At 69.5% G+C, this 21,130-nt stretch carries 19 protein-coding genes and 1 pseudogene; 15 read left to right on the top strand and 5 right to left on the bottom strand.

Going from position 1 to position 21,130, the window contains the following annotated elements; translation table 11 throughout:
- Nucleotides 1-320, top strand: a pseudogene (locus tag BST17_RS14600) (HNH endonuclease signature motif containing protein); the annotation flags it as partial.
- A gap of 6 nt (nucleotides 321-326) precedes the next feature.
- Here BST17_RS14600 and BST17_RS14595 read toward each other — a convergent pair.
- Together BST17_RS14595 and BST17_RS14590 are read right to left on the bottom strand one after the other, a co-directional pair.
- Complete coding sequence (locus BST17_RS14595; RefSeq protein ID WP_083059281.1) at nucleotides 327-1,085, bottom strand: DeoR/GlpR family DNA-binding transcription regulator; 759 nt, start codon at nucleotides 1,083-1,085, stop codon at nucleotides 327-329.
- 20 nt (nucleotides 1,086-1,105) lie between these two features.
- Entirely contained in the window at nucleotides 1,106-3,091 is a 1,986-nt protein-coding gene (locus tag BST17_RS14590; protein ID WP_083059279.1) for a PTS mannitol transporter subunit IICBA, read from the bottom strand.
- 199 nt (nucleotides 3,092-3,290) lie between these two features.
- Here BST17_RS14590 and BST17_RS14585 point away from each other — a divergent pair, with 199 nt between their 5' ends.
- Nucleotides 3,291-4,352, top strand: a complete 1,062-nt coding sequence (locus tag BST17_RS14585) for a zinc-dependent dehydrogenase (RefSeq protein ID WP_083059234.1) — start codon at nucleotides 3,291-3,293, stop codon at nucleotides 4,350-4,352.
- Between the two features lie 4 nt (nucleotides 4,353-4,356).
- Here the strand turns inward: BST17_RS14585 and BST17_RS14580 are convergent, their stop codons facing one another.
- Nucleotides 4,357-4,719 (bottom strand): hypothetical protein, encoded by a 363-nt coding sequence (locus BST17_RS14580; protein ID WP_083059233.1) that lies wholly within the window; start codon nucleotides 4,717-4,719, stop codon nucleotides 4,357-4,359.
- A gap of 48 nt (nucleotides 4,720-4,767) precedes the next feature.
- Here BST17_RS14580 and BST17_RS14575 point away from each other — a divergent pair, with 48 nt between their 5' ends.
- The 10 genes from BST17_RS14575 (at nucleotide 4,768) to BST17_RS14530 (ending at nucleotide 13,971) form a co-directional block, all read left to right on the top strand.
- The gene (locus BST17_RS14575) at nucleotides 4,768-5,679 is read left to right on the top strand and encodes an alpha/beta fold hydrolase (RefSeq protein ID WP_083059231.1); all 912 of its coding nucleotides are present in this window, start codon (nucleotides 4,768-4,770) and stop codon (nucleotides 5,677-5,679) included.
- A gap of 67 nt (nucleotides 5,680-5,746) precedes the next feature.
- Nucleotides 5,747-7,192, top strand: a complete 1,446-nt coding sequence (locus tag BST17_RS14570; RefSeq protein ID WP_083059229.1) for an NAD(P)H-hydrate dehydratase — start codon at nucleotides 5,747-5,749, stop codon at nucleotides 7,190-7,192.
- Nucleotides 7,189-8,571, top strand: coding sequence for a glutamate decarboxylase (locus BST17_RS14565; protein ID WP_083059228.1), 1,383 nt, complete (start codon nucleotides 7,189-7,191; stop codon nucleotides 8,569-8,571). The genes BST17_RS14570 and BST17_RS14565 overlap by 4 nt, the downstream gene beginning before the upstream one ends.
- A 53-nt stretch (nucleotides 8,572-8,624) precedes the next feature.
- Nucleotides 8,625-9,770 carry an alanine racemase gene (alr, locus tag BST17_RS14560; protein WP_083059226.1) on the top strand — a complete coding sequence of 382 codons (1,146 nt, stop codon included), beginning with the start codon at nucleotides 8,625-8,627 and terminating at the stop codon, nucleotides 9,768-9,770.
- 5 nt (nucleotides 9,771-9,775) lie between these two features.
- Nucleotides 9,776-10,873, top strand: coding sequence for an alpha/beta fold hydrolase (locus BST17_RS14555; RefSeq protein ID WP_234807680.1), 1,098 nt, complete (start codon nucleotides 9,776-9,778; stop codon nucleotides 10,871-10,873).
- On the top strand, nucleotides 10,866-11,330 hold the full coding sequence (tsaE, locus tag BST17_RS14550) for a tRNA (adenosine(37)-N6)-threonylcarbamoyltransferase complex ATPase subunit type 1 TsaE (RefSeq protein ID WP_083059222.1): 465 nt from the start codon (nucleotides 10,866-10,868) through the stop codon (nucleotides 11,328-11,330). The genes BST17_RS14555 and tsaE overlap by 8 nt, the downstream gene beginning before the upstream one ends.
- On the top strand, nucleotides 11,327-11,959 hold the full coding sequence (tsaB, locus tag BST17_RS14545) for a tRNA (adenosine(37)-N6)-threonylcarbamoyltransferase complex dimerization subunit type 1 TsaB (protein WP_083059277.1): 633 nt from the start codon (nucleotides 11,327-11,329) through the stop codon (nucleotides 11,957-11,959). Before tsaE ends, tsaB begins: the two co-directional genes overlap by 4 nt.
- Complete coding sequence (rimI, locus tag BST17_RS14540; RefSeq protein WP_083059220.1) at nucleotides 11,956-12,420, top strand: ribosomal protein S18-alanine N-acetyltransferase; 465 nt, start codon at nucleotides 11,956-11,958, stop codon at nucleotides 12,418-12,420. Before tsaB ends, rimI begins: the two co-directional genes overlap by 4 nt.
- Nucleotides 12,417-13,436 (top strand): tRNA (adenosine(37)-N6)-threonylcarbamoyltransferase complex transferase subunit TsaD, encoded by a 1,020-nt coding sequence (tsaD, locus tag BST17_RS14535; RefSeq protein WP_083059218.1) that lies wholly within the window; start codon nucleotides 12,417-12,419, stop codon nucleotides 13,434-13,436. Before rimI ends, tsaD begins: the two co-directional genes overlap by 4 nt.
- 106 nt (nucleotides 13,437-13,542) lie before the next feature.
- Entirely contained in the window at nucleotides 13,543-13,971 is a 429-nt protein-coding gene (locus tag BST17_RS14530) for a nuclear transport factor 2 family protein (RefSeq protein WP_083059216.1), read from the top strand.
- Here BST17_RS14530 and BST17_RS14525 read toward each other — a convergent pair.
- Nucleotides 13,960-15,006: a PucR family transcriptional regulator gene (locus BST17_RS14525; protein ID WP_083059215.1), complete on the bottom strand. Its 1,047-nt coding sequence runs from the start codon at nucleotides 15,004-15,006 to the stop codon at nucleotides 13,960-13,962. The genes BST17_RS14530 and BST17_RS14525 overlap by 12 nt on opposite strands.
- 91 nt (nucleotides 15,007-15,097) lie before the next feature.
- Nucleotides 15,098-16,531 (bottom strand): APC family permease, encoded by a 1,434-nt coding sequence (locus BST17_RS14520; protein WP_083059213.1) that lies wholly within the window; start codon nucleotides 16,529-16,531, stop codon nucleotides 15,098-15,100.
- Between the two features lie 261 nt (nucleotides 16,532-16,792).
- Between BST17_RS14520 and BST17_RS14515 the strand changes: the two genes are divergently transcribed.
- From BST17_RS14515 to BST17_RS14505, 3 genes are read left to right on the top strand one after another with little or no spacing between them, the layout of a single operon-like run.
- Nucleotides 16,793-19,069, top strand: coding sequence for a propanediol/glycerol family dehydratase large subunit (locus tag BST17_RS14515; protein ID WP_083059211.1), 2,277 nt, complete (start codon nucleotides 16,793-16,795; stop codon nucleotides 19,067-19,069).
- Entirely contained in the window at nucleotides 19,066-19,425 is a 360-nt protein-coding gene (locus tag BST17_RS14510) for a diol dehydratase small subunit (protein WP_083059209.1), read from the top strand. The genes BST17_RS14515 and BST17_RS14510 overlap by 4 nt, the downstream gene beginning before the upstream one ends.
- Nucleotides 19,422-20,999: a diol dehydratase reactivase ATPase-like domain-containing protein gene (locus tag BST17_RS14505; RefSeq protein WP_083059207.1), complete on the top strand. Its 1,578-nt coding sequence runs from the start codon at nucleotides 19,422-19,424 to the stop codon at nucleotides 20,997-20,999. The genes BST17_RS14510 and BST17_RS14505 overlap by 4 nt, the downstream gene beginning before the upstream one ends.
- Nucleotides 21,000-21,130 lie beyond the last annotated feature (131 nt).

Here is a 21,130-nt window from a genome sequence, read left to right as displayed (position 1 = left end):
GCCGCATCCACCACCTCATCAAAACCTTCCACTGCGGGCCCGGCGGCTGGACCGAGAGCCAACACCCCGACGGCACCGTCACCCTCACCGCCCCCACCGGCCGCACCTACACCACCACACCCGGCGGCAGCCTGTTCTTCCCGCAACTCGGCATCGCCACTGCCGAACTTCCCACCATCGACATGCCACCACCGAACCCACACCGGAACCTGGCCGCCCCCAGACGATCTCGCACCCGAGCCCAGAACCGCGCCTACCGAATAGCCCACGAACGCGCACTCAACCGCGCCCACATCGACGCCGACCCACCGCCCTTCTAGGTGCGGTCACACCCGGATGACGTGCGGACCCAGGGTTTCGTAGCGATGTGCCTCGGGCGCCGGCAGCTCGGTGCCGGTGATGATCGTCTGAAAGTCGGCGACATCGGCGAACCGGCAGAAATGCGACTCGCCGAACTTGGAGTGCGCGGCCACCAGCACCCGTCGGTTCGCCACCCGGACCGCCGTCTTCTTGACCGCAGCCACCGCAGGGTCCGGAGTGGTGATGCCGTGCTCGACCGAGATGCCGTTGGTGCCCAGGTATGCCACGTCGATGACCAGGCCGCGCAACCGATCCAGCGCCCACTCGTCGACGCAGGCCAGCGTCCGCCCCCGCATCCGCCCACCCAGTAACAGCACCGTCACCGTCTCGCTGTGCGCCAAGGCCTCGGCGGCCAGCAACGACGCCGTCACCACGGTCAGCTCCTGGTCGGCCAACAGCTGGGCGATCAGACGCGGGGTGAATCCCTCGTCGAGATAGACGGTCTCGGCGCCGTGTAGCTGTTCGACCGCGGCCCCGGCGATCCGGTGCTTCTGCGCCAGATCCACCTGACTGCGGAACTCCAGGCCGGATTCGAAGGCGGCCGTCTCCAGCGGTACGGCACCGCCGTGCACCCGCTTGAGCAACCGCCGCCCCGCCAACACCTTCAGGTCGCGACGGATGGTCTCCGTCGCGACCTGAAGTTCCTCGGCCAGTGCCGGCACCTCGACCCGTCCGCGACTGCGGGCGAACTCGACGATCTGACGCTGCCGGGTGTCGGAATCCACGGTCACATTCTGACCGGTGACTAGTCGCCTGCCGTCAGCACGGCCCGGATCTCCTCGGCCGTGGTCGCCGCTCGCAGCTTGGCCACCTGCTCCTTGTCCAGGAACACGTGCGCGATCTTCGTCAGCAGCGCCATGTGGTCGTTGCCGGCCCCGGCGATACCCACCACGAACTCTGCGGGCTTGCCGTTCCAGTCGATCGGCTCGGGGTAGCGCACGAACGAGATGCCGGTCTTGCGGATCGCGCTCTTGGCCTCGTTGGTGCCGTGCGGGATGGCCAGGCCGTTGCCCATGTAGGTCGACACCGACTTCTCGCGTTCGTGCATGGCGTCGACATAGCTGCGCTCGACGGCGCCGGCGGTCACCAGGAGCGCACCGGCCTCGTCGATGGCCGCCGCTGCGGTGGCGCCGGTGCCGCTCAGCACGATCGAGGACAGCGGCAGCACGTCGTCACCGGCGGAGCCGGCAGCACCCGAAGTATCCGCCGCGGGGGCGGGAGCGTCCTCGACCGGAGCCGTACCCGCGCCACCATTGGTCCGGCGCAACATCTCCACGATCTCGTCGTAGGCCGGGGTGCTCATGAAGTCGTCGACCGAGACGTGCACCGCCGAACCTGTTCTCAACCGGGCCCGGTCGGTCAGGTCGCGGTGGGTGACGACCAGCCCGTAGCTGTCGGTCAGGTTGGCGATGGACTGATTGGTGACCTTGACGTCGCCGAATCCCGCGGCGTTGACCTTCTTGCGCAGCACCGAGGCGCCCATGGCCGAGGACCCCATGCCGGCGTCGCAGGCGAACACGATGTTCTGGATGCGCCCGCCGCCGGTCAGCAGCCCGGACACGCTGGACTTCTTGCCCTTCATCGATTCCATCGAGGCCGTCGCCGCGGACAGGTCACCCTCGTCGGCCGCCTTGTCGGTCTTCAACAGGAATGCGGCGACGATGAACGACACGGCGGCGGCACCGAACACCGACAGTGTGACGCCGAGGAAACTGCCGCTGGCGGTCTGCGCGTAGACGGCGATGATCGAGCCCGGTGCCGCGGGCGCGCGCAGGCCGGATCCGAACAGCACGTTGATGAACACACCGGTCATGCCGCCGAGGATGGTGGCGATGATCAGCTTGGGCTTCATCAGCACGTACGGGAAGTAGATCTCGTGGATGCCGCCGAAGAACTGGATGACGGCCGCCCCCGGTGCCGACGCACGGGCCGCGCCGCGCCCGAAGAACATGAATGCCAGCAGAAGTCCGAGACCGGGGCCGGGGTTCGCCTCCAGCAGGAACAGCACGGACTTGCCGGTCTCCAGCGCCTGGGTGGTGCCCAGCGGGGTCAGCACACCGTGGTTGATGGCGTTGTTGAGGAACAGCACCTTTGCGGGCTCGATCAGGATCGAGGTCAGCGGCAGCAGGTTGTTCTCGACGAGGAAGTCGACGGCGTTGCCTGCGGCGGTGGTGAAACCGGACACGATGGGACCGATGCCGAAGAAGCCGAAGATCGCCAGCAACATGCCCAGGATGCCGGCGGAGAAATTGTCGACCAGCATCTCGAAGCCCGGCCGGATCTTGCCCTCCCACAGGGCATCCAGCTTCTTCATGCACCACCCGCCGAGCGGGCCCATGATCATGGCTCCCATGAACATCGGGACCTCGGCGCCGGCGATGACACCCATGGTGGCGATCGCGCCGACCACCGCGCCGCGGTTGCCATGCACCATCCGCCCGCCGGTGTACCCGATCAGCAGTGGCAGCAGGTAGGTGATCATCGGGCCGACGATCCCGGCGCCGTCGTAGGCGCCCCAGCCGCCGATCTTGGCGACCCAGCCGTCGGGATCACGCAGGCCGGCGAAGATGGCCTGCAACCAGCCCTGCTCGATGAACAGCGCGGTGATCAGGCCCCAGGCGATGAACGCGCCGATGTTGGGCATGACCATGTTCGACAGCGCGGTGCCCAGTTTCTGCACGCGCACCCGGGCGCCGGTCCGCGGGGCGGCAGACGCTTCGACTGTGGACATCGGTTGACCTCCGGTTTTCGCGCCGGCCGCTTCGGTGACGCCGGTCACATGCACATCTAGTAATACGCATACCCGGGCAGAAAATCAAGGGAATCGGGCAAGAATGGGCAGTCGATTCTGTGGTTTTATGACCGAATAGCGACTACAGTCCTCAGTCAGCACCCCCGTTGCCAGAGGTCGACAACCGGAAGGACCGCATATGAAAGCCCTGCGTTTCTACGCCCCCGAGGACGTCCGCCTCGAAGACGTGCCCGAGCCGGAATGCGCTTCCGACGAGGTGAAGCTGCGGGTACGCAACTGCTCCACCTGCGGCACCGACGTCAAGATCTTCTACAACGGGCATCAGAACCTCACCCCGCCGCGCACCATCGGTCACGAGATCGCGGGTGAGATCGTCGAGGTCGGCGCCGACGTCAACGCCACCTACGGCAGCTCCTGGGAGGTCGGTGACCGCGTCCAGGTCATCGCGGCCGTCCCGTGCGGTGAGTGTCACGAATGCCGCAAGGGCTGGATGGCGGTGTGCCAGAACCAGACCTCGATGGGTTACCAGTACGACGGCGGCTTCGCCGAGTTCATGATCGTCCCCAGGCAGGTGCTCAAAGTCGATGGCCTGAATCGGATTCCGGACAATGTCGGCTTCGACGAGGCGTCGGCGGCCGAACCGTTCGCCTGCGCCATCAACGCCCAGGAACTACTCGGGATCGAGGAGGGCGACACCGTCGTCGTGTTCGGCGCCGGCCCCATCGGCTGCATGCACATCCGCATCGCCCGCGGCGTGCACAAGTGCGGACCCATCTATCTCGTCGATGTCAACGATGCCCGCCTCCAGATGTCCGCCGATGCCGTGCATCCCGACGGCGTCATCAACGCCGCCGAGGTCGACGTCGTCGAGAAGGTCATGGAGCTCACCGGCGGTCGCGGCGCCGACATCGTGATCACGGCGACGGCGGCCAACATCGCCCAGGAACAGGCCATCGCGATGGCCGCCCGCAACGGCCGCATCTCGTTCTTCGGCGGCCTGCCCAAGACCGATCCGACCATCACGTGCGACTCCAACGTCGTGCACTACCGGCAGCTGCACATCCACGGCGCCAACGGCTCGGCCCCCGAGCACAACAAGCGCGCCCTGGAGTACATCTCCAGCGGGCAGGTGCCCGTCAAGGACCTGATCACCCGGCACATTCCGCTGGACAACGTGCTGGACGCGTTCCAGATCGTGAAGAAGGGCGAGGCGATCAAGGTGACGGTCGAACCGTCCTGACCGGTCAGCCGCCGACCGCGGTCAGGTAGCCGCCGATCCCGGCGACGCATGCGACCGCGGTCAGGACCAGCGTGCCCAGTGCGAACGGCCATGCCCGGGTGCGGCGCACCAACCGCACGATGGTCACCGTCGTGCCCGCCAGCCACAGCAGCGCGGCGGCGGTGAACCCGATGAACATCGCGGTCACGCCGGCATCGATATGGCACGTCTCGGGCGGGCAGTGGTCGGTGAACGCCATGAAGAAGATCCCGAAGAAGGCCGCCACCGCACCACCGCCGAGAGAAAGCAGCAGCGCCAGTATCGACATCGCGATGTCGACGCCCGAGGCGGGGCGTCGGGCCGGCGGGTACCCGGGCGCATAGGTCATGGCGCACGATCGTATGACCCGGTCGGCGCCGCGGCTACCCTCGACGAGGTGGACCTCGCCGAACCGGCTGTCAACATCGCCGACCGCTTCGGGCGCGGCAGGCTCGGCGCGTTCGTCAGCCGGCCCGCCTACGTGCACTTCCTGGCCGCCTACCGCGCCGGGATGGCCCAACTGCCGCCCTGCCAACCCAGAGATGTGGCAACGGCTTTCGGCTCCGTCCGGACCTACCGATTCGACGGCCCCGAGGCCGATACCCCGATCGTGCTGTTGCCCGGCCGCAACGGCTGCACCCCGATGTTCGACAGCAACCTGGCGCCGCTGCTGGCCTTGCGCACCGTGTTCTGCATCGATCTGCTGGGCGACGCAGGCCTGTCGGTGCAGTTTCGGCCCATCCGCACGGCGGCAGACCAGGCGCAGTGGCTCGACGAGACCCTGGCCGGGCTCGGGCTGCACCGTGCGCACCTGCTCGGGGTGTCTATCGGCGGCTGGACGGCGGTCAACTGCGCGGTGCACCGGCCCGACCGGATCGCCTCGCTCACACTGCTGGACCCGGTGCAGACGTTCGCGCGGGTGAAGGTCACACCGCTGCTCGCCTCGGCCATCCTCGTCGTCCCCGGCATGCCGCAACGCTGGCGTGACCGCGTGCTGCGCTGGATCTCCGGCGGAGCAGACCTTGCCCAGGCCGGCCCGGTGGCTGCGTTGATCGACGCCGCAGCAAAGGATTTCGCGGTGCACACCACGGCGCCCCGGCTGTTCACCGAGGGCCAGCTGCGATCCCTGCAGATGCCGGTGCTGGCCCTGCTCGCCGGCCGCAGCGTCATGCACGACCCGCACCGGGCCGCCCGCCGCGCCCGGGCACTTTTACCGCAGGGTCAGGTCGAGATCTGGCCGGCCGCCTCACACGCCATCAACGGCGAGTATCCGCAGGAGATCGCCGACCGACTGAGCCGATTCCTGTGAACGGCCCGACGTCCGGGCGTCAGCGCGTAACCTGTTGGCGCGCGGCCACGAGAGAGAACGGGAGCTGATGCGGCACTACTACACCGCTGATGCCATCCGCGCCGCCGAGGCGCCCTTGCTGGCAACACAGCCCGACGGAACGCTGATGCGCCGGGCCGCCTACGGACTGGCCATGCTGACCGCCGCAGAACTGCGCCGCCGCACCGGTGGGGTTGCCGGTCGCAGGGTGTGCGCCGTCGTCGGTTCGGGGGACAACGGCGGCGACGCGCTGTGGGCTGCGTCCTTCTTACAGCGTCGCGGTGTGCGGACGACCGCGGTGCTGCTCACGCCCGACCGCGCCCATCCCGCCGGGCTGGCGGCATTCCGCAAGATCGGCGGCCGCATCACCCAAAACATCCCCGCCACAACCGATCTGGTGCTCGACGGCGTCGTCGGGATCTCCGGCCGGGGTCCGCTACGCGACGCCGCCGCCGCCGTGTTCGCGGCCGCCACCGCACCTGTCGTCGCCGTCGATCTGCCCAGCGGTGTCGACGCGTACACCGGCGCCGCCGACGGCCCGCACGTCGAGGCCGCCCTCACCGTCACCTTCGGCGGACTCAAACCCGTGCACGCACTGGCTGATTGCGGCCGGGTCGAGCTGGTCGACATCGGCCTGGACCTCGCGCCGTCGCCATTGCGCGGGCTCGAGGAGTCCGACGTCGCCGCGCGCTGGCCCATTCCGGGCCGCCACGACGACAAGTACACCCAGGGCGTCACCGGCGTCCTGGCCGGCTCCGCCACCTACCCGGGCGCGGCCATCCTGAGCACCGGCGCGGCCGTGGCCGCGACTTCGGGCATGGTCCGCTACGCCGGCACCGCCAAACACGATGTGGTCACCTGCTGGCCCGAGGTGGTCGCCACCGAGGACGCCGCATCGGCGGGCCGGGTCCAGGCGTGGGTGGTCGGACCGGGGCTGGGCACCGACGAAAGCGCCGAACAGACCCTGCGATTCGCGCTCGGTACCGATCTGCCGGTGATCGTCGACGCCGATGCGCTCACACTGCTGGCGCGCGCGCCGCAGCTGGTGGCCGATCGCGGCGCACCCACGGTGCTGACCCCGCATGCGGGGGAGTTCACGCGGCTGGCCGGACACGAGGTCGGAGCCGACCGGATCGGTGCGGCCCGCGGTCTGGCCGAAAAGCTCGGTGTCACCGTGCTGCTCAAGGGCAATGTCACGGTGGTGGCCGGCCCGGAGGTCACCTACCTGAACCCGGCGGGCCAATCCTGGGCTGCCACCGCCGGATCGGGAGATGTGCTGTCCGGTGTCATCGGAGCCCTGCTGGCCGCCGGCCGGCCGCCCGCCGAGGCGGCCGCCGCTGCAGCGTTCGTGCACGCCCGGGCCGCGGCGCTGGCGGCGGCCGACCCGGGACCGCGCGATGCGCCGACCTCGGCGGCCGGCATCTTGGCCCATCTGCGCGCCGCCATCGCATCGCTGAGCCCCGTGTCAGTCGAACCGAGAGGGATAACCAGATGAGCCGCAAGCACAAATCGCGTGGACCGCACATCTCACCGGCCTACACCGGCCGATTGTCCACCGACCCGGTGCCGGCGCTGCGGCTTCCCGGCGAGTCGATGGACCCGCAGGCCGCCTACCGCTACATCCACGACGAGCTGATGCTCGACGGCAGTTCGCGACTCAACCTGGCGACGTTCGTGACGACATGGATGGACCCCGAGGCCGAGAAGCTGATGGCCGAGACGTTCGACAAGAACATGATCGACAAGGACGAGTACCCCGCGACCGCGGCCATCGAGGCCCGCTGCGTGGCCATGGTGGCCGATCTGTTCCACGCCGAGGATCTGCGTGACGACGATCCCGCGTCGGCCGTCGGGGTGTCCACCATCGGTTCCAGTGAGGCCGTCATGCTCGCCGGCCTGGCGATGAAGTGGCGGTGGCGGGCCAGGACGGGCGAATGGAAGGGCCGCGCACCGAACCTGGTGATGGGGTCCAACGTGCAGGTCGTCTGGGAGAAGTTCTGCCGGTATTTCGACGTCGAGCCGCGCTACCTGCCGATGGCCGAGGACCGCTACGTCATCACCCCCGAGCAGGTGCTCGACGCCGTGGACGAGGACACCATCGGGGTGGTGGGCATCCTGGGCACCACCTACACCGGTGAACTGGAACCGATCGCCGAGATCTGTGCGGCGCTGGATCAGCTGGCCGCCGAGGGCGGGGTCGACGTGCCGGTGCACGTCGACGCGGCCAGCGGTGGGTTCGTGGTGCCCTTCCTGCACCCCGACCTGATCTGGGACTTCCGGCTGCCGCGGGTGGTGTCGATCAACGTCAGCGGCCACAAGTACGGGCTCACCTATCCGGGCATCGGCTTCGTGGTGTGGCGCAACGCCGAGCAGCTGCCCGAGGAACTGGTGTTCCGGGTCAACTATCTCGGCGGTGACATGCCCACCTTCACGCTGAACTTCTCCCGGCCCGGTAATCAGGTCGTCGGTCAGTACTACAACTTCCTGCGGCTGGGCCGCGCCGGCTACTCGCAGGTCATGCACTGCCTGTCCGATACCGCCCGGTGGCTGGGCGACCAGCTGCGGGACAGTGAGCACTTCGAGCTCATCACCGACGGTTCGGCGATCCCGGTGGTCAGCTACCGGCTCAAGGGTGATCGCGGATACACCGAGTTCGACGTCTCGCAGGCCCTGCGCGCCTATGGCTGGCAGGTGCCGGCCTACACCATGCCCGAGGGTGCCGAGGACGTCGCCGTGCTGCGGGTGGTGGTCCGGGAGGGATTCTCGGCCGATCTGGCCAGGGCCCTCAAAGATGACACGATCACCGTCATCAACCACCTCGACCAGCTCAAACCGGGCGGTCATTTCGACGGGGAGCAACCCTTCGCGCACTGAGCACCGCCTCGTCGCGGGCAGGTCCGCGGCGCGGGCATGACAAAATCGAGTCGATGCATGCCACCGACCCGACCGGCCCCACCGCAGTGGTGGACCTCGACGCCATCGCGCACAACGTGCGGGTGCTGCGCGGACATGCCGGATCGGCCGCGGTGATGGCCGTGGTGAAGGCCGACGGCTACGGGCACGGCGCCACCCAGGTGGCCCGCGCCGCGCTGGCCGCCGGCGCCGCCGAGCTCGGGGTGGCCACCGTGGCCGAGGCGCTGGCGCTGCGTGCCGACGGCCTCACCGCACCCGTGCTGGCCTGGCTACACGCCCCCGGCATCGATTTCGCGCCGGCGCTGGCCGCCGACGTGCAGATCGCGATCTCCTCGCTGGCCCAACTCGACGATCTGGTCGATGCGGCCCGGCGCACCGGCGTCACCGCGGTGTTGACGCTCAAGGTCGACACCGGCATGTCCCGCAACGGGGTGGCCGCCGCCGACCTGGCCAAGGTACTGACCGCGCTGGGCCACGCGGTGGCCGAGGGCACGGTACGCACCCGCGGCATCATGAGTCACCTGGCCAACGCCGACAATCCCGCGGATCCGGGTCCGACCGATGCGCAGGCCGCCGCGTTCGATGCCATGCGCGCGCAATCCGAGGCCGCCGGTGTGCATTTCGAGATTGCGCACCTGTGCAACTCGCCGGGGGCGATGACGCGGCCCGACCTGGTCTACGACATGATCCGACCCGGCATCGCGGTGTACGGCCAGACTCCGGTCCCGGCGCTGGGCAACATGGGGCTGCGTCCGGCGATGACGCTGAAATGCCCTGTCGCGCTGGTGCGTCCGGTCCCGGCGGGCACCGGGGTGTCCTACGGGCACACCTGGGTGGCCCCGCGTGACACCACCTTGGCACTGCTGCCGCTGGGATATGCCGACGGGATCTTCCGTTCGCTGAGCAACCGGTTCGAGGTGCTCATCAACGGTCGGCGCCGCCCCAGCGTGGGCCGGGTGAGCATGGACCAGTTCCTGGTGGACCTGGGTCCGGGGCCGGTGGATGTCAGCGTCGGCGATGAGGCCGTGCTCTTCGGCCCGGGTGCCGACGGCGAACCGACCACCGGCGACTGGGCCGACCTGCTCGGCACCATCAACTACGAGGTGGTCACCAGCCCGCGCGGTCGGGTCACCCGGGTGTACCGCGGCGAGACGGGCTGACACCGTTGGCTGTCGATGACTGGGCGGTGGCCCGCTGGCTGGCGGGACTGGCCGGACTGACCGCGGTCGGATCGGTGGCCGGGGTGACGGTGGCGCGTTCACTGACCCGCCGCGTCACCTCCGACGATCCCTATGCGGGTGAGGATTTCGAGCTGCTGCACGATGACCGCAGTGTAGTCGTCACCACCGAGGACGGGGTGCCGCTGGCGGTGCGCGAGTGCGGCCCGCCGGATGCGCCGCTCACGGTGGTGTTCGCGCACGGGTTCTGTCTGCGCATGGGCGCGTTCCACTTTCAGCGGGACCGGCTCGCCGCCCAGTGGGGTGACCAGGTCCGGATGGTGTTCTACGACCAGCGCGGGCACGGGCTGTCCGGTGACGCATCTCCGGAGACGTTCACTGTGCCTCAGTTGGGCAAGGATCTGGAATCGGTGCTGGCGGTGCTGGCGCCCAGGGGGCCGGTGGTGCTGGTCGGGCATTCCATGGGTGGCATGACGGTGCTGTCGCACGCCCGCCAGTTCCCGCATCGCTACCCGAACCGGATCGTCGGCGCGGCGATGATTTCTTCGGCGGCCGAGGGTGTCTCGCGGTCACCGCTGGGGGAGATCCTGCGGAACCCGGCCCTGGAGGCGGCCCGGTTCGCGGTGCGCTACGCGCCGGGTCTGCTGCACCGCGGACGCGGGGTGGTGCGGTCGGTCATCGGGCCGATCCTGCGCGCCGCCTCCTACGGTGACGAGGGCATCAGCCCCAGCGTCGTGGCCTTCAGCGAGCGGATGATGCACGACACCAACGTGCACACCCTGGTCGGGTTCCTGCATGCCCTGGAGGTGCACGACGAGACCGCCGCGCTGCCGACACTGGCGAAGATCCCGACGCTGGTCGCCTGCGGTGACCGGGATCTGCTGACACCACTGGAGTATTCGCAGGAGATGGCCGCTGCGCTGCCGAAATCCGAACTCGTCATCGCCGAGGGCGCCGGGCATCTGGTGCAACTCGAACAGCCCGAACTGATCGACGAGGCGCTGGTCCGCCTCGTCGAGCGGGCCACCCCCTCCAAGCTGCAGGCGCTGACCCGACGGCTGCGTGAGCGGACCCGACATGGCTGAGCGCACCGGCGGGACCGCCGAACTGCCCACCCCCGAGGACACCATCGCACTCGGTGCGACACTCGGGGCGGGACTGCGGGCCGGTGACGTGGTGGTGCTCTCCGGGCCGCTCGGTGCCGGAAAAACCATGCTCACCAAGGGAATCGCGCAAGGCATGGACGTCGACGGCCCGGTCACCTCACCCACCTATGTGCTGGCCCGAGTGCATTCGGCACGCCGAGCCGGCGCGCCCGCGCTGGTGCACGTCGACATCTACCGGTTGCTCGACCACGGCGGTGACCTGCTCGGCGAACTCGACTCCCTGGACCTCGACACCGATCTGGAAGACGCCGTGGTGGTGGTCGAATGGGGTGAGGGGCTGGCCGAGCGGCTCTCGGACCACCACCTCGACATCCGACTGGACCGGGCCACCGATTCCGAGGTCCGCACGGCAACCTGGCAGTGGAGCAGAACATGACCCTGGTGCTCGCGATCGACACCGCCACCCCCGCCGTCACCGCGGGCATCGTCAGCGTCACCGATGGTCTGGCCACCCTGGCCGAGCGCACCATCGTCGACCCGCGCGCGCACGCCGAGCGGCTCACCCCCAATGTGGTTGCCGCACTGGCGGACTGCGACAAGTCGATGGCCGACCTGGACGCCGTTGTGGTGGGCTGCGGGCCCGGCCCGTTCACCGGCCTGCGGGTCGGGATGGCGACCGCGGCGGCCTACGGGCAGGCATTGGGCATCCCGGTGTTCGGGGTGTGCACGCTGGACGCCATCGGGGGCGCCACCGCCGGGGAGGTCCTGGTCGTCACGGATGCGCGGCGCCGCGAGGTGTACTGGGCGCGCTACCGCGACGGCGTGCGGACCGACGGACCGGCGGTCGGCGCGGCCGCCGAGGTGGACACCACGGGAGTGCACAGCGTGGCCGGCCCCCCATCACATGCCGGGCTGTTCGGGTTGCCGGTGACCGGCCCGGAGCACCCCTCGGCTGCGGGACTGGCTGGCGCCGTTGCTGATTGGACCGTGGAACCCGAACCGTTGATCCCGCTGTATCTGCGTCGGCCGGACGCCAAGACGCTCGCCGAACGAGGGCTGGCGTGACCGACCCCGCCGAGGTGCGGATCGACGCGCTGACCAAGGCCGACGCGGTGCGCTGCGCCGAGCTGGAGGCCCAGCTGTTCGCCGGCGACGATCCGTGGCCGCCGGCGGCGTTCGTGCACGGCATCGCCGGAAAGCACAACCACTACATCGCCGCACGCGCGGGCGACCGACTGGTCGGCTACGCCGGGATCTCCCGGCTGGGCCGTATCCCGCCCTACGAGTACGAGGTGCACACCATCGGTGTCGACCCGACCTGCCAGGGCCGCGGCATCGGGCGGGCCCTGCTCGCCGACCTGCTGGACTTCGCCAAGAAGGGCGAGGTGTACCTGGAGGTCCGCACCGACAACGAACCGGCCATCAACCTGTACAAGAGTGTCGGTTTCGCCACGGTCGGCGTCCGCAAGCGGTACTACAAGGTCAGCGGCGCCGATGCCTACACCATGAAACGGGACGCGACATGATCATCCTCGCCATCGAGAGTTCCTGTGACGAAACCGGAGTCGGGATCGCACGGCTGCAGGACGGGACCGTCACGCTGTTGGCCGACGAGGTCGCCTCCAGCGTCGACGAGCATGCGCGCTTCGGCGGGGTGGTCCCCGAGATCGCGTCGCGCGCGCACCTGGAGGCGTTGGGCCCCACCATGCGGCGCGCACTCGACACCGCGGGGGTGCAGCGCCCCGATGTGGTCGCCGCGACCATCGGCCCGGGACTGGCCGGCGCCCTGCTGGTGGGGGTCGCCGCCGCCAAGGCCTACGCCGCGGCCTGGGAGGTGCCGTTCTACGCCGTCAACCACCTCGGCGGGCATCTGGCCGCCGACGTCTACGACCATGGGCCGCTCCCGGAATGCGTCGGCCTGTTGGTCTCCGGCGGGCACACCGAACTGCTGCACGTGCGCTCGCTCGGTGAGCCGATCATCGAACTCGGCAGCACCGTCGACGACGCGGCCGGGGAGGCCTATGACAAGGTCGCCCGGCTGCTCGGCCTCGGTTACCCGGGCGGCAAGCCGCTCGACGACCTGGCCCGTACCGGTGACCGCGACGCCATCGTCTTCCCGCGCGGTATGACCGGTCCGCGCGACGACCCGTACGCGTTCAGCTTCTCCGGACTCAAGACCGCCGTGGCACGGCATTTGGAGAAGCACCCGGACGCCGCGCCGGCCGATGTGGCCGCCGGGTTCCAGGAGGCCGTCGCCGATGTGCTGACCGCCAAGTCGGTGCGTGCCGCGACCGACCTCGGCGTCTCGACACTGCTGATCGCCGGCGGGGTGGCGGCCAACTCGCGGGTGCGCGAGCTCGCCGAGCAGCGTTGTGCGGCAGCCGGTCTGACGCTGCGGGTGCCCCGGCCCCGGTTGTGCACCGACAACGGTGCGATGATCGCCTCGTTCGCCGCGCACCTGATCGACGCCGGCGCGCCGCCATCCGGTCTCGATGCCGCCAGCAATCCCGGGTTGCCGGTGGTGCAGGGGCAGGTGGCGTGAGCGCCACCAGAGGCGATCGCGAGTCCCAACACCCCGAGGGTGCATACAGATCGAGAAATCGGCCGGCGGGTCGATCTGAGTGCACCGTCGGCGGGATCGGGCGGCGATGAGCAGGGATCAGATCACCGAATTGCTCTACCGCTACGCCGAACTCATCGATGCCGGTGACTTCGACGGGGTTGGCGCGCTGCTGGGCCGCGGCAACTTCATGGGAGTGGCCGGCGCCGAGGCCATCGCCGGGCTGTTCGCGGCCACGACGCGCCGGTTTCCCGAGCACGGTAACCGCCCCCGGACCCGGCATCTGGTGCTCAACCCGGTCGTGGATGTCGACGCGGACTCGGCGCGGGCGCGTTCGACCTTCGTGGTCGTGCAGCAGACCGACACCGTGGCACTGCAACCCATCGTCGTGGGCCGCTACGCCGACACCTTCGCCCGCGACGAGCAGGGTTGGTACTTCACCGAGCGTCGGGTCGAGGTCGAGATGGTCGGCGACGTCTCCGATCACCTGATGATCGATCCGCGTTCATTCGGCTGACCCGGAACCGATGCGTGCCTCGTTGATCTGGTGCACGCGCACGCTGACCTCGAGCTGGAAGCGGTCGGCCGGATTCTTCAGCGACAGGCCGGTGAGGTCCTCGATGAGCTTGATCCGGTAGAGCAGGGAATGCCGGTTGAGGTAGAGCGCCCGCGCGGCCGCGCTGATGTTGGTGGCCTCGTTGAGCAGGATCTCCAGCGTGTGCACCAGCTGCCCACGGCGGGTCTTGTCGTAATCCACCAGTGGCTGCAGGGTTTTCAGGATCGTCGCCATACTGTGCGGGTGCTGACGGAGCACCTCGGCAAATTGTGCGGGCCCGACGGGGCCGTCGGGAACCGCCGTCGTCGCCACGGTGACGGAGTGACCGTGCCCGGGCGGCAACAGCACCCAGCTGATCAGGCTGTCCGGCAGACCGCTGAGTTGCCAGGCTGATTCGACGAGGCCGGAGCCCGCGGCGGCCGACAGCGGCGCGGAGAAATGGCTCATCACCAGGTCATCGGTGACCGACGTCTTCGTGGTGACCCCCGAGGTGAGCGCCAGCCGGGCCAGCGTCTCGGCGAACGCATGGGCGTGCCCGGACCACTGCGCGTCATCGTCCTCGCGGCGGCCGATCACCATCTGGATGGGCCGGTTGTCGGGGGACGGGCTCACCAGCGGCAGCAGCTGGCGCTGGATGTCGGCGAAGGGCACCTCCCACGGCAGCATCACCAGCGGGAACGCGTGCTGATCGGCCAGCGGTATCAGCCCGGACAACAATTCGCGGGTGTCGATGTCGGGCGGTCCGCCCAGCGCCACCCCGGCCGCCGGCGATGACATCAGGAAGGTGAGGAACTCGCGGACGCCGGGCTGCCGGATATCGGTGCCGGTGGTCAGGACGAAGTCGCCGGGCCGGACGAAATCCTCGGCGGGTGCGTGCATGATGTCGACCCAGAGCACCTCGCGGGTCAGCCCGCGGTGCCCGCCGAGCACCGACCCCTGATCCAGCGGCGGGACCGTCAAGGCCGTCGCCACGGTCAGCGGCGCACCCTCAGACATGCCCGTTTCCTCTCGAACTCGGCGGGTCGCCGACACCGCCGGATTCCGACGGTATCAGCGACCCGCGTCGTGCCGAGGGGCCTCCCGGCGATCAGGACCGCGGAACCGACAGGTCGTCCGGTGCCCGGCCACTGAGCGCGGCGCCGATGGCCAGGAACACCACCGGCGCGATACCGAAGATGAGCGCCAGCGTCGTGGAACCACCGACGACCAGGGTCAGGTTCGCGATGATCAGGGCCACCGCGGCGGCCAGCGCGATCGTCGCCACGACGGCCAGCGCGATGATGTTGGCCGGGCCGCCGCGCCGCTTGAAGAACAGGCCGACCGAGATCGTCGTGAGCAGCCAGAGGATGGACAGCCCCCAGATGCCCAGGCCGCCGAGGGGGCCGAAGATCTGCAGCACCGGGTCCAGGCCGATCGCGACGAACACACCCATGATGACGAACGACAGGATGCTCACCAGCACCGAGGCGTTGGCCGGTGAGCCCAGCTTCGGGTGCACCGCGCCGAGCGTACGGGGCAGCACGTTGTCGCGGCCGAGGACGAATGTGTAACGCGCGCAGATGTTGTGGAAGGCCAGCGCGCAGGCGAACACGCTGACGAACCAGAAGAGCGTGGTGAGGTCCTTGCCGAGCATCCCGAGGTACTTCTCGGCGGTGTTGACCATGAAGTTGTCCGGGTCGTCCTTGGCGACCTGGATGGCGTCGTTGCCGCCGTTGCCCTCGACCAGCGCCCAGCTGGAGAACGCGTAGAAGCTGGCGACGATGCCGACGGCCCAGTAGGTGGCCCGCGGCACGGTGCGGTCGGGGTCCTTGGCCTCGTCGCGGAAGACGGCGGTCGCCTCCACGCCCACGAATCCCCACAGCGCATAGAGCAGTGCGATGCCGAAGGCACCGGAGATGCCCGACGGCGTGAAGGAGTCACCGGTGATGCCCTTGTCGCCACCCTGGATCACGATGACGAAGTCGAGGACCACCAGGATGGCCACCTCGGACACCAGGAAGATGCCCAGCACCTTGGCGGACAGTTCGATGTCGCGGTAGCCGAGGAACGCGATGATCAGCAGCACCAGGCCGGTCAGCACCCACCACGGGATGGCCGGGGCGCCGATGATCTCCAGCAGTCCGGCGAGGATCACCCCGTCGTAGGCGGCGACGGCCAGCAGGGTGGCCATGTAGGCCGGCAGCGCCAGCACGGCCGCGCCGGTGCCGGCGGCCTTGCCGAGTCCCTTCTGGATGTAGGCGTAGAACGCGCCGGTGTCGGTGACGTACTTCGACATCGCCACGAAACTCGCCGCGAACAGCAAAAAGATCACACCGGCGACCAGGAATGCCACCGGGATACCGGTCGAGTCGCCGAGCGCCATCGCGATGGGGACGTTGCCGCCGACGGTCGACAACGGGGCCGCGGCGGCCACCACCATCAGCACGATGGCGGGCACGCCCAGGTTGCCGCGCAGGCGGCTGCGCGTCTCCGGTGGCTTTGCGCCGCCGGGTTTGTCGCCCGTGTTGAGAACTTCGGACATGGCTGAACCTCCTCTGCGCACGGAGCAGGCGTTCGTCGGCTCCGAGTCCGGGGAAAGTGTGCGACCCGGACGGGTCGTCTGCCAGAGGTCTGCGTCACTTTCCAACATCTTGTTGTAATCCGGTCACACCGGCGGGGCCGCCGGTGTGTTCTTCTCACACACAATGTTGGAAGCTCGCCCGGTCCCGTTGTCCGCCCCGGACGGCTGGCCGATGCTGTACCCACCGCGGCCGCCGTACCCACCCACGCCTGAGAGGTCACCGTGAACAGCTCCGAACCCGAACCGGACCACCGGCTCGGTCGCATCCGTCTCCTCGACGAGCAACGCGTCAACCTCGACGGCTTCGCCGAGCCCGATCCCGCGCTGGGCATGATCTCGCACCTGTCGCCCAACGACCCGGAACCGTCCTGGGTGGTCGATGGCGACGGCACCGTGCTGGAGATGGACTCGACCCCGGCCGCCGACTTCGATGCGATCGACGAGTTCGTGGTGCGCTACGCCATCGACCACGCCCAGGCGCCGGTGTCGATGGCGATGTCCGAGGTCGAGCTGGCCCGCCTCATCGTCGACTCCGCCGTGCCGCGGGCCGAGGTGCTCACGGTGTGCTCCGGGCTGACACCGGCCAAGATGGCCCGGGTGGTGGCGGGCCTGCACCCGGTCGAGATCCAGATGGCGATGATGAAGATGCGGGCGCGCCGCACGCCGGCCAACCAGGCGCACGTCACCAACCGCCTCGACGATCCACTGCTGATCGCCGCCGACGCCGCGACCGCCGTGGTGTACGGCTTCCGCGAGTTGGAGGCCACCGTCCCGGTCCTCGACGATGCGCCCGCGGTGGCCGTCGGTCTGCTGATCGGGTCGCAGGTGCCCGCCCCGGGAGCGCTGACGCAGTGCTCGGTGGAGGAGGCCCGCGAGCTGGAACTCGGTGTGCGCGGGCTGGTCTCGTACGCCGAGACGGTGTCGGTGTACGGCACCGAGCAGGTGTTCACCGATGGTGACGACACCCCGTGGTCCAAGGCGTTCCTGACATCGTCCTACGCCTCGCGCGGGATCAAGATGCGGTTGTCCAGCGGCGCGGGTTCCGAGGTGCTGATGGGCGCGGCCGAGGGTAAGTCGATGAACTACCTGGAGGCCCGCTGCGTGGCGCTGGCCAAGGGCATCGGAGCCCAGGGCGTGCAGAACGGCGGGGTGGACGGCGCGGCGATCACCGCCTCGGTGCCCGGCGGCGTCAAGGAATTACACGCCGAGAACCTGATGGTGATGTTGCGCGGCCTGGAATCCTGCAGCGGCAACGACTCGCTGATGAGCGAGTCCACCATGCGGCGGACCAGTCGCACGCTGCCGACCCTGCTGTCCGGATCGGATTTCATCTTTTCCGGCTTCGGCTCGATCGTGTCCTACGACAACATGTTCGGGCCGTCGAACTTCAACGCCGACGACCTGGACGACTATCTGGTGATGCAGCGTGACTGGGGGGTCGACGGGGGACTGCGCTCGTGTGACCCGACCACGCTGGAGGCCATGCGCCGGCAGGCTGCCGAGGCCACCCGGGCGGTGTTCGAGTATCTGGGACTCGCCGACTTCGACGACGACCACGTCGAAGCCGTTGTCGCCGCCGCGGGTTCGAAGAACCTGCCGCAGACCGACGGTGTCCAGGTGCTCAGTGCCGCCCGGATGATCGACCAGTCGGGGCTGACGGTGCTCGATATCGTCACCGCGCTCGCCGAGACCGGGTTCACCGAGCTGGCCGACCGGGTGTTGGGTATGGCGCGGGCCCGGGTGAACGGTGACTATCTGCAGACGGCCGCGATCTTCGACGAGCAGATGAATGTGCTGTCCGCACTGGAGGATCCGAACGACTACCGCGGCCCCGGCACGGGCTACCGGCCGACCGCGGAGCGGCAGGCGCAGATCGACGCGGTGCGTCAAGCCCGGTCGGTGACCGACCTGGTCCGCGAGCAGGCCGCCTTCGCCGAGCTGGAACGCCTGCGGGTGCTCGGTCCGGCCGACTTCGGCACCGACCCGCGCGAGGTGGTGGTCGGTGTGTCACCGGCGTTCGGCACCAAGCTGTTTCGCACCCTGTCCGGGATGACGATCTACGACGCGCTGGAACAGATCCTCGCGGGTCTGGAGGAGGAGAAGTGCGTGCCGCGGGTGGTGCGCATCGCCGACAGCATCGACCTGGGGATGATCGGCAAGTCGGCGGCCGGCCTGTCCGGGTCGGGTATCGGAGTCGGGCTGCAGGCCAAGGGCACCACGCTGATCCACCGCCGGGACCTGCCGCCGCTGGCGAATCTCGAGCTGCTCAGCGTGGCCCCGTTGATCACCCCGGAGATGTACCGCATCATCGGGATCAACGCCGGCCGGCACGCCAAGGGTGCGACACCGTCACCGATGCGCAACGCCTACACCGACGAGGCCATCACGGCGCGCTACCACACCAAGGTGGTGTCGATGGTGGCCATCGAGCGGGCCGAGAGCCTGACCCTCGACGGTGGCGAACGTCGCCGCAACATCGACATGGAGTTCACCCGATGACCGCACTCTCGCACTCCGGCCGCAGCATCGACGAGGTGACCGTCGAGGCCGCGTGCAACGGCGAACTGGTCCTCGACGACATCCGGATCAGCCGGGAGACGTTACTGCGGCAGGCCGAGAACGCCGAACGCAGCGGGTCGCTGCAGCTCGGCCTCAACCTGCGCCGGGCCGCGGAGATGACCGCGCTGAGCGCCGAGGACATGCTGGCCTCCTATGAGGCGCTGCGGCCCGGCCGGTCGTCGTTCGACGAACTGGAGGAACTGGCGGCGCGGTTGGCCGCCCGGGACGCTCCGACGTGTGCCGCGCTGGTGCGCGAGGCCGCGGTGGTCTATCGGCGGCGCGGCCTGCTGCGATGACGGTGTGGGCCGGTGTGGACATCGGCAACGCGACCACCGAGGTGGTGCTGTGTTGCGATCGCGACGTGGTGGCCGCCGGGCGCACCCCGACCCGCGGCGGCAAGGGCTCGCTGCGCGCGATCCAGGGTGCCGCCCAACTGATCCGGCGACTGGCCGACAAGCACGGGCTGACCGTCGAGCGGGCCGCCTTCGCGCCGACCCCGCCGGTGCATTCGACCGTCGAGCGGGTCCGGCTACCGGCGCAGCGCACCGGCCGGCTGGCCATCGCGCTGCGGTCGGCGGCCACCACCGCCGGGGACGCCGCCGGTGTGGGAGTGCCCGTCCCGGTCGAACGGCTGCCCTCGGCTGATCCGAGTCGCGCTGTCATTGCCTGCGCTGCAGCGGAATTCGGCTATGCCGAGGTCGCGGCGCGGGTGAACGAGGCGGTGGCGGCCGGCTGCGAGATCGCCGCGGTGTTGACCGCCAACGACGAGGCCGTGCTGGTGTCCAACCGGCTGACCAGCGCGCTGCCGGTGGTCGACGACGTGGACATCGAGCGGGTGCTGGCGGCGACACTGGTCGCGGTCGAGGTGCGCGAGGGGATGTCCCCGTTGCAACGGCTCACCGACCCGTTCTGGCTGGCCGATGTCTTCGCCCTCGGCGACGAGGAGCGCGCCGACGCCCGCGCCGTGGCCGATCAGCTGTTCGACAGCGTGTGCGCGGTCGTCACCCTGGACGCCGAGGCCGCCCCTGACGAGCCGGCGTCCGCGCCCGAGCTCCCCGGCGGGCCGGCGCATATCGTGCCACTGTCCGATATCGCCGCGGCGGCCAACGCGCGCCGCGGATCGGTCGCCGTCGACAGCCTGGTGATGGCGACGATGGGCGGCGACGACGCGTCACCCGCGGATGCTGACGTCCTCGCCGAGGCACTGGGGGTGCCGGTCACCCGGATCGACTCCGAGGCCGCCGCGGCCCGGGCCGGCGCGCTGACCACTCCCGGGCTGCCGGCCGAGGTCGTGGTCGTCGATGTCGGCGGCGGCACCGTCGACGTGGTGGCCGGCGGGGACCGGGTGGTGCTGCCCGGGGCCGGGCAGCTGCTGACCACGGCGACGGCCACCGCACTGGACATCTCGACCAGCGCCGCCGAGTACGCCAAACGGGCCGAGGCCGTCACCGCGGTCACCGTGCAACTCGTCGAGGATGAGCACGGCAGGCGCCGTTTCCTGGACACCCCGATCGACGGACGGTCCACGGGATGGCTGCTGACGGCGGCCCCCAGTGGCCTGCTGCCGTTCACCGCTGCGATGGTCGCGGCGGAGTGGCGCAGTTGGCGGCTGGCGGCCAAGCGCCTGGTGATCGGTGGCAACGTGACCCGCGGCGTGCAGCAGGTGGGTGCGGATGCGGCCGCGGTGCTGCTGGTCGGTGGCGGCGCCGGTGATGACGAACTGGTCCGGGCACTCGCCGAGCGGCTCGGTCACGACATCTCGGTGGGGCGCGGCAATGTGGCGGGCGAGCTGGGGCACCGGTTCGCGGTGGCCTATGGGCTCGTCGTGCTCGCGACCGATACGGATAGTTCCTGCACAACCCACCCTTGAGTGCTAGCACTCGCGTGTATAGAGTGCTAGGTGGCACGCGGCCAAACCCGGCGCCGGCACCCGCGACGACGGTGCGAGGGCTCGGACGCATGCCGAACACCTGAAAAAACATGGACCCGGAACATTCCCGG

Source organism: Mycolicibacterium bacteremicum, from assembly GCF_002086115.1.
GTDB classification, from domain to species: Bacteria; Actinomycetota; Actinomycetes; order Mycobacteriales; family Mycobacteriaceae; genus Mycobacterium; species Mycobacterium bacteremicum.
The sequence above is the reverse complement of the archived record's forward strand: the minus strand, read 5'-3'. Positions and strand labels throughout refer to the sequence as shown.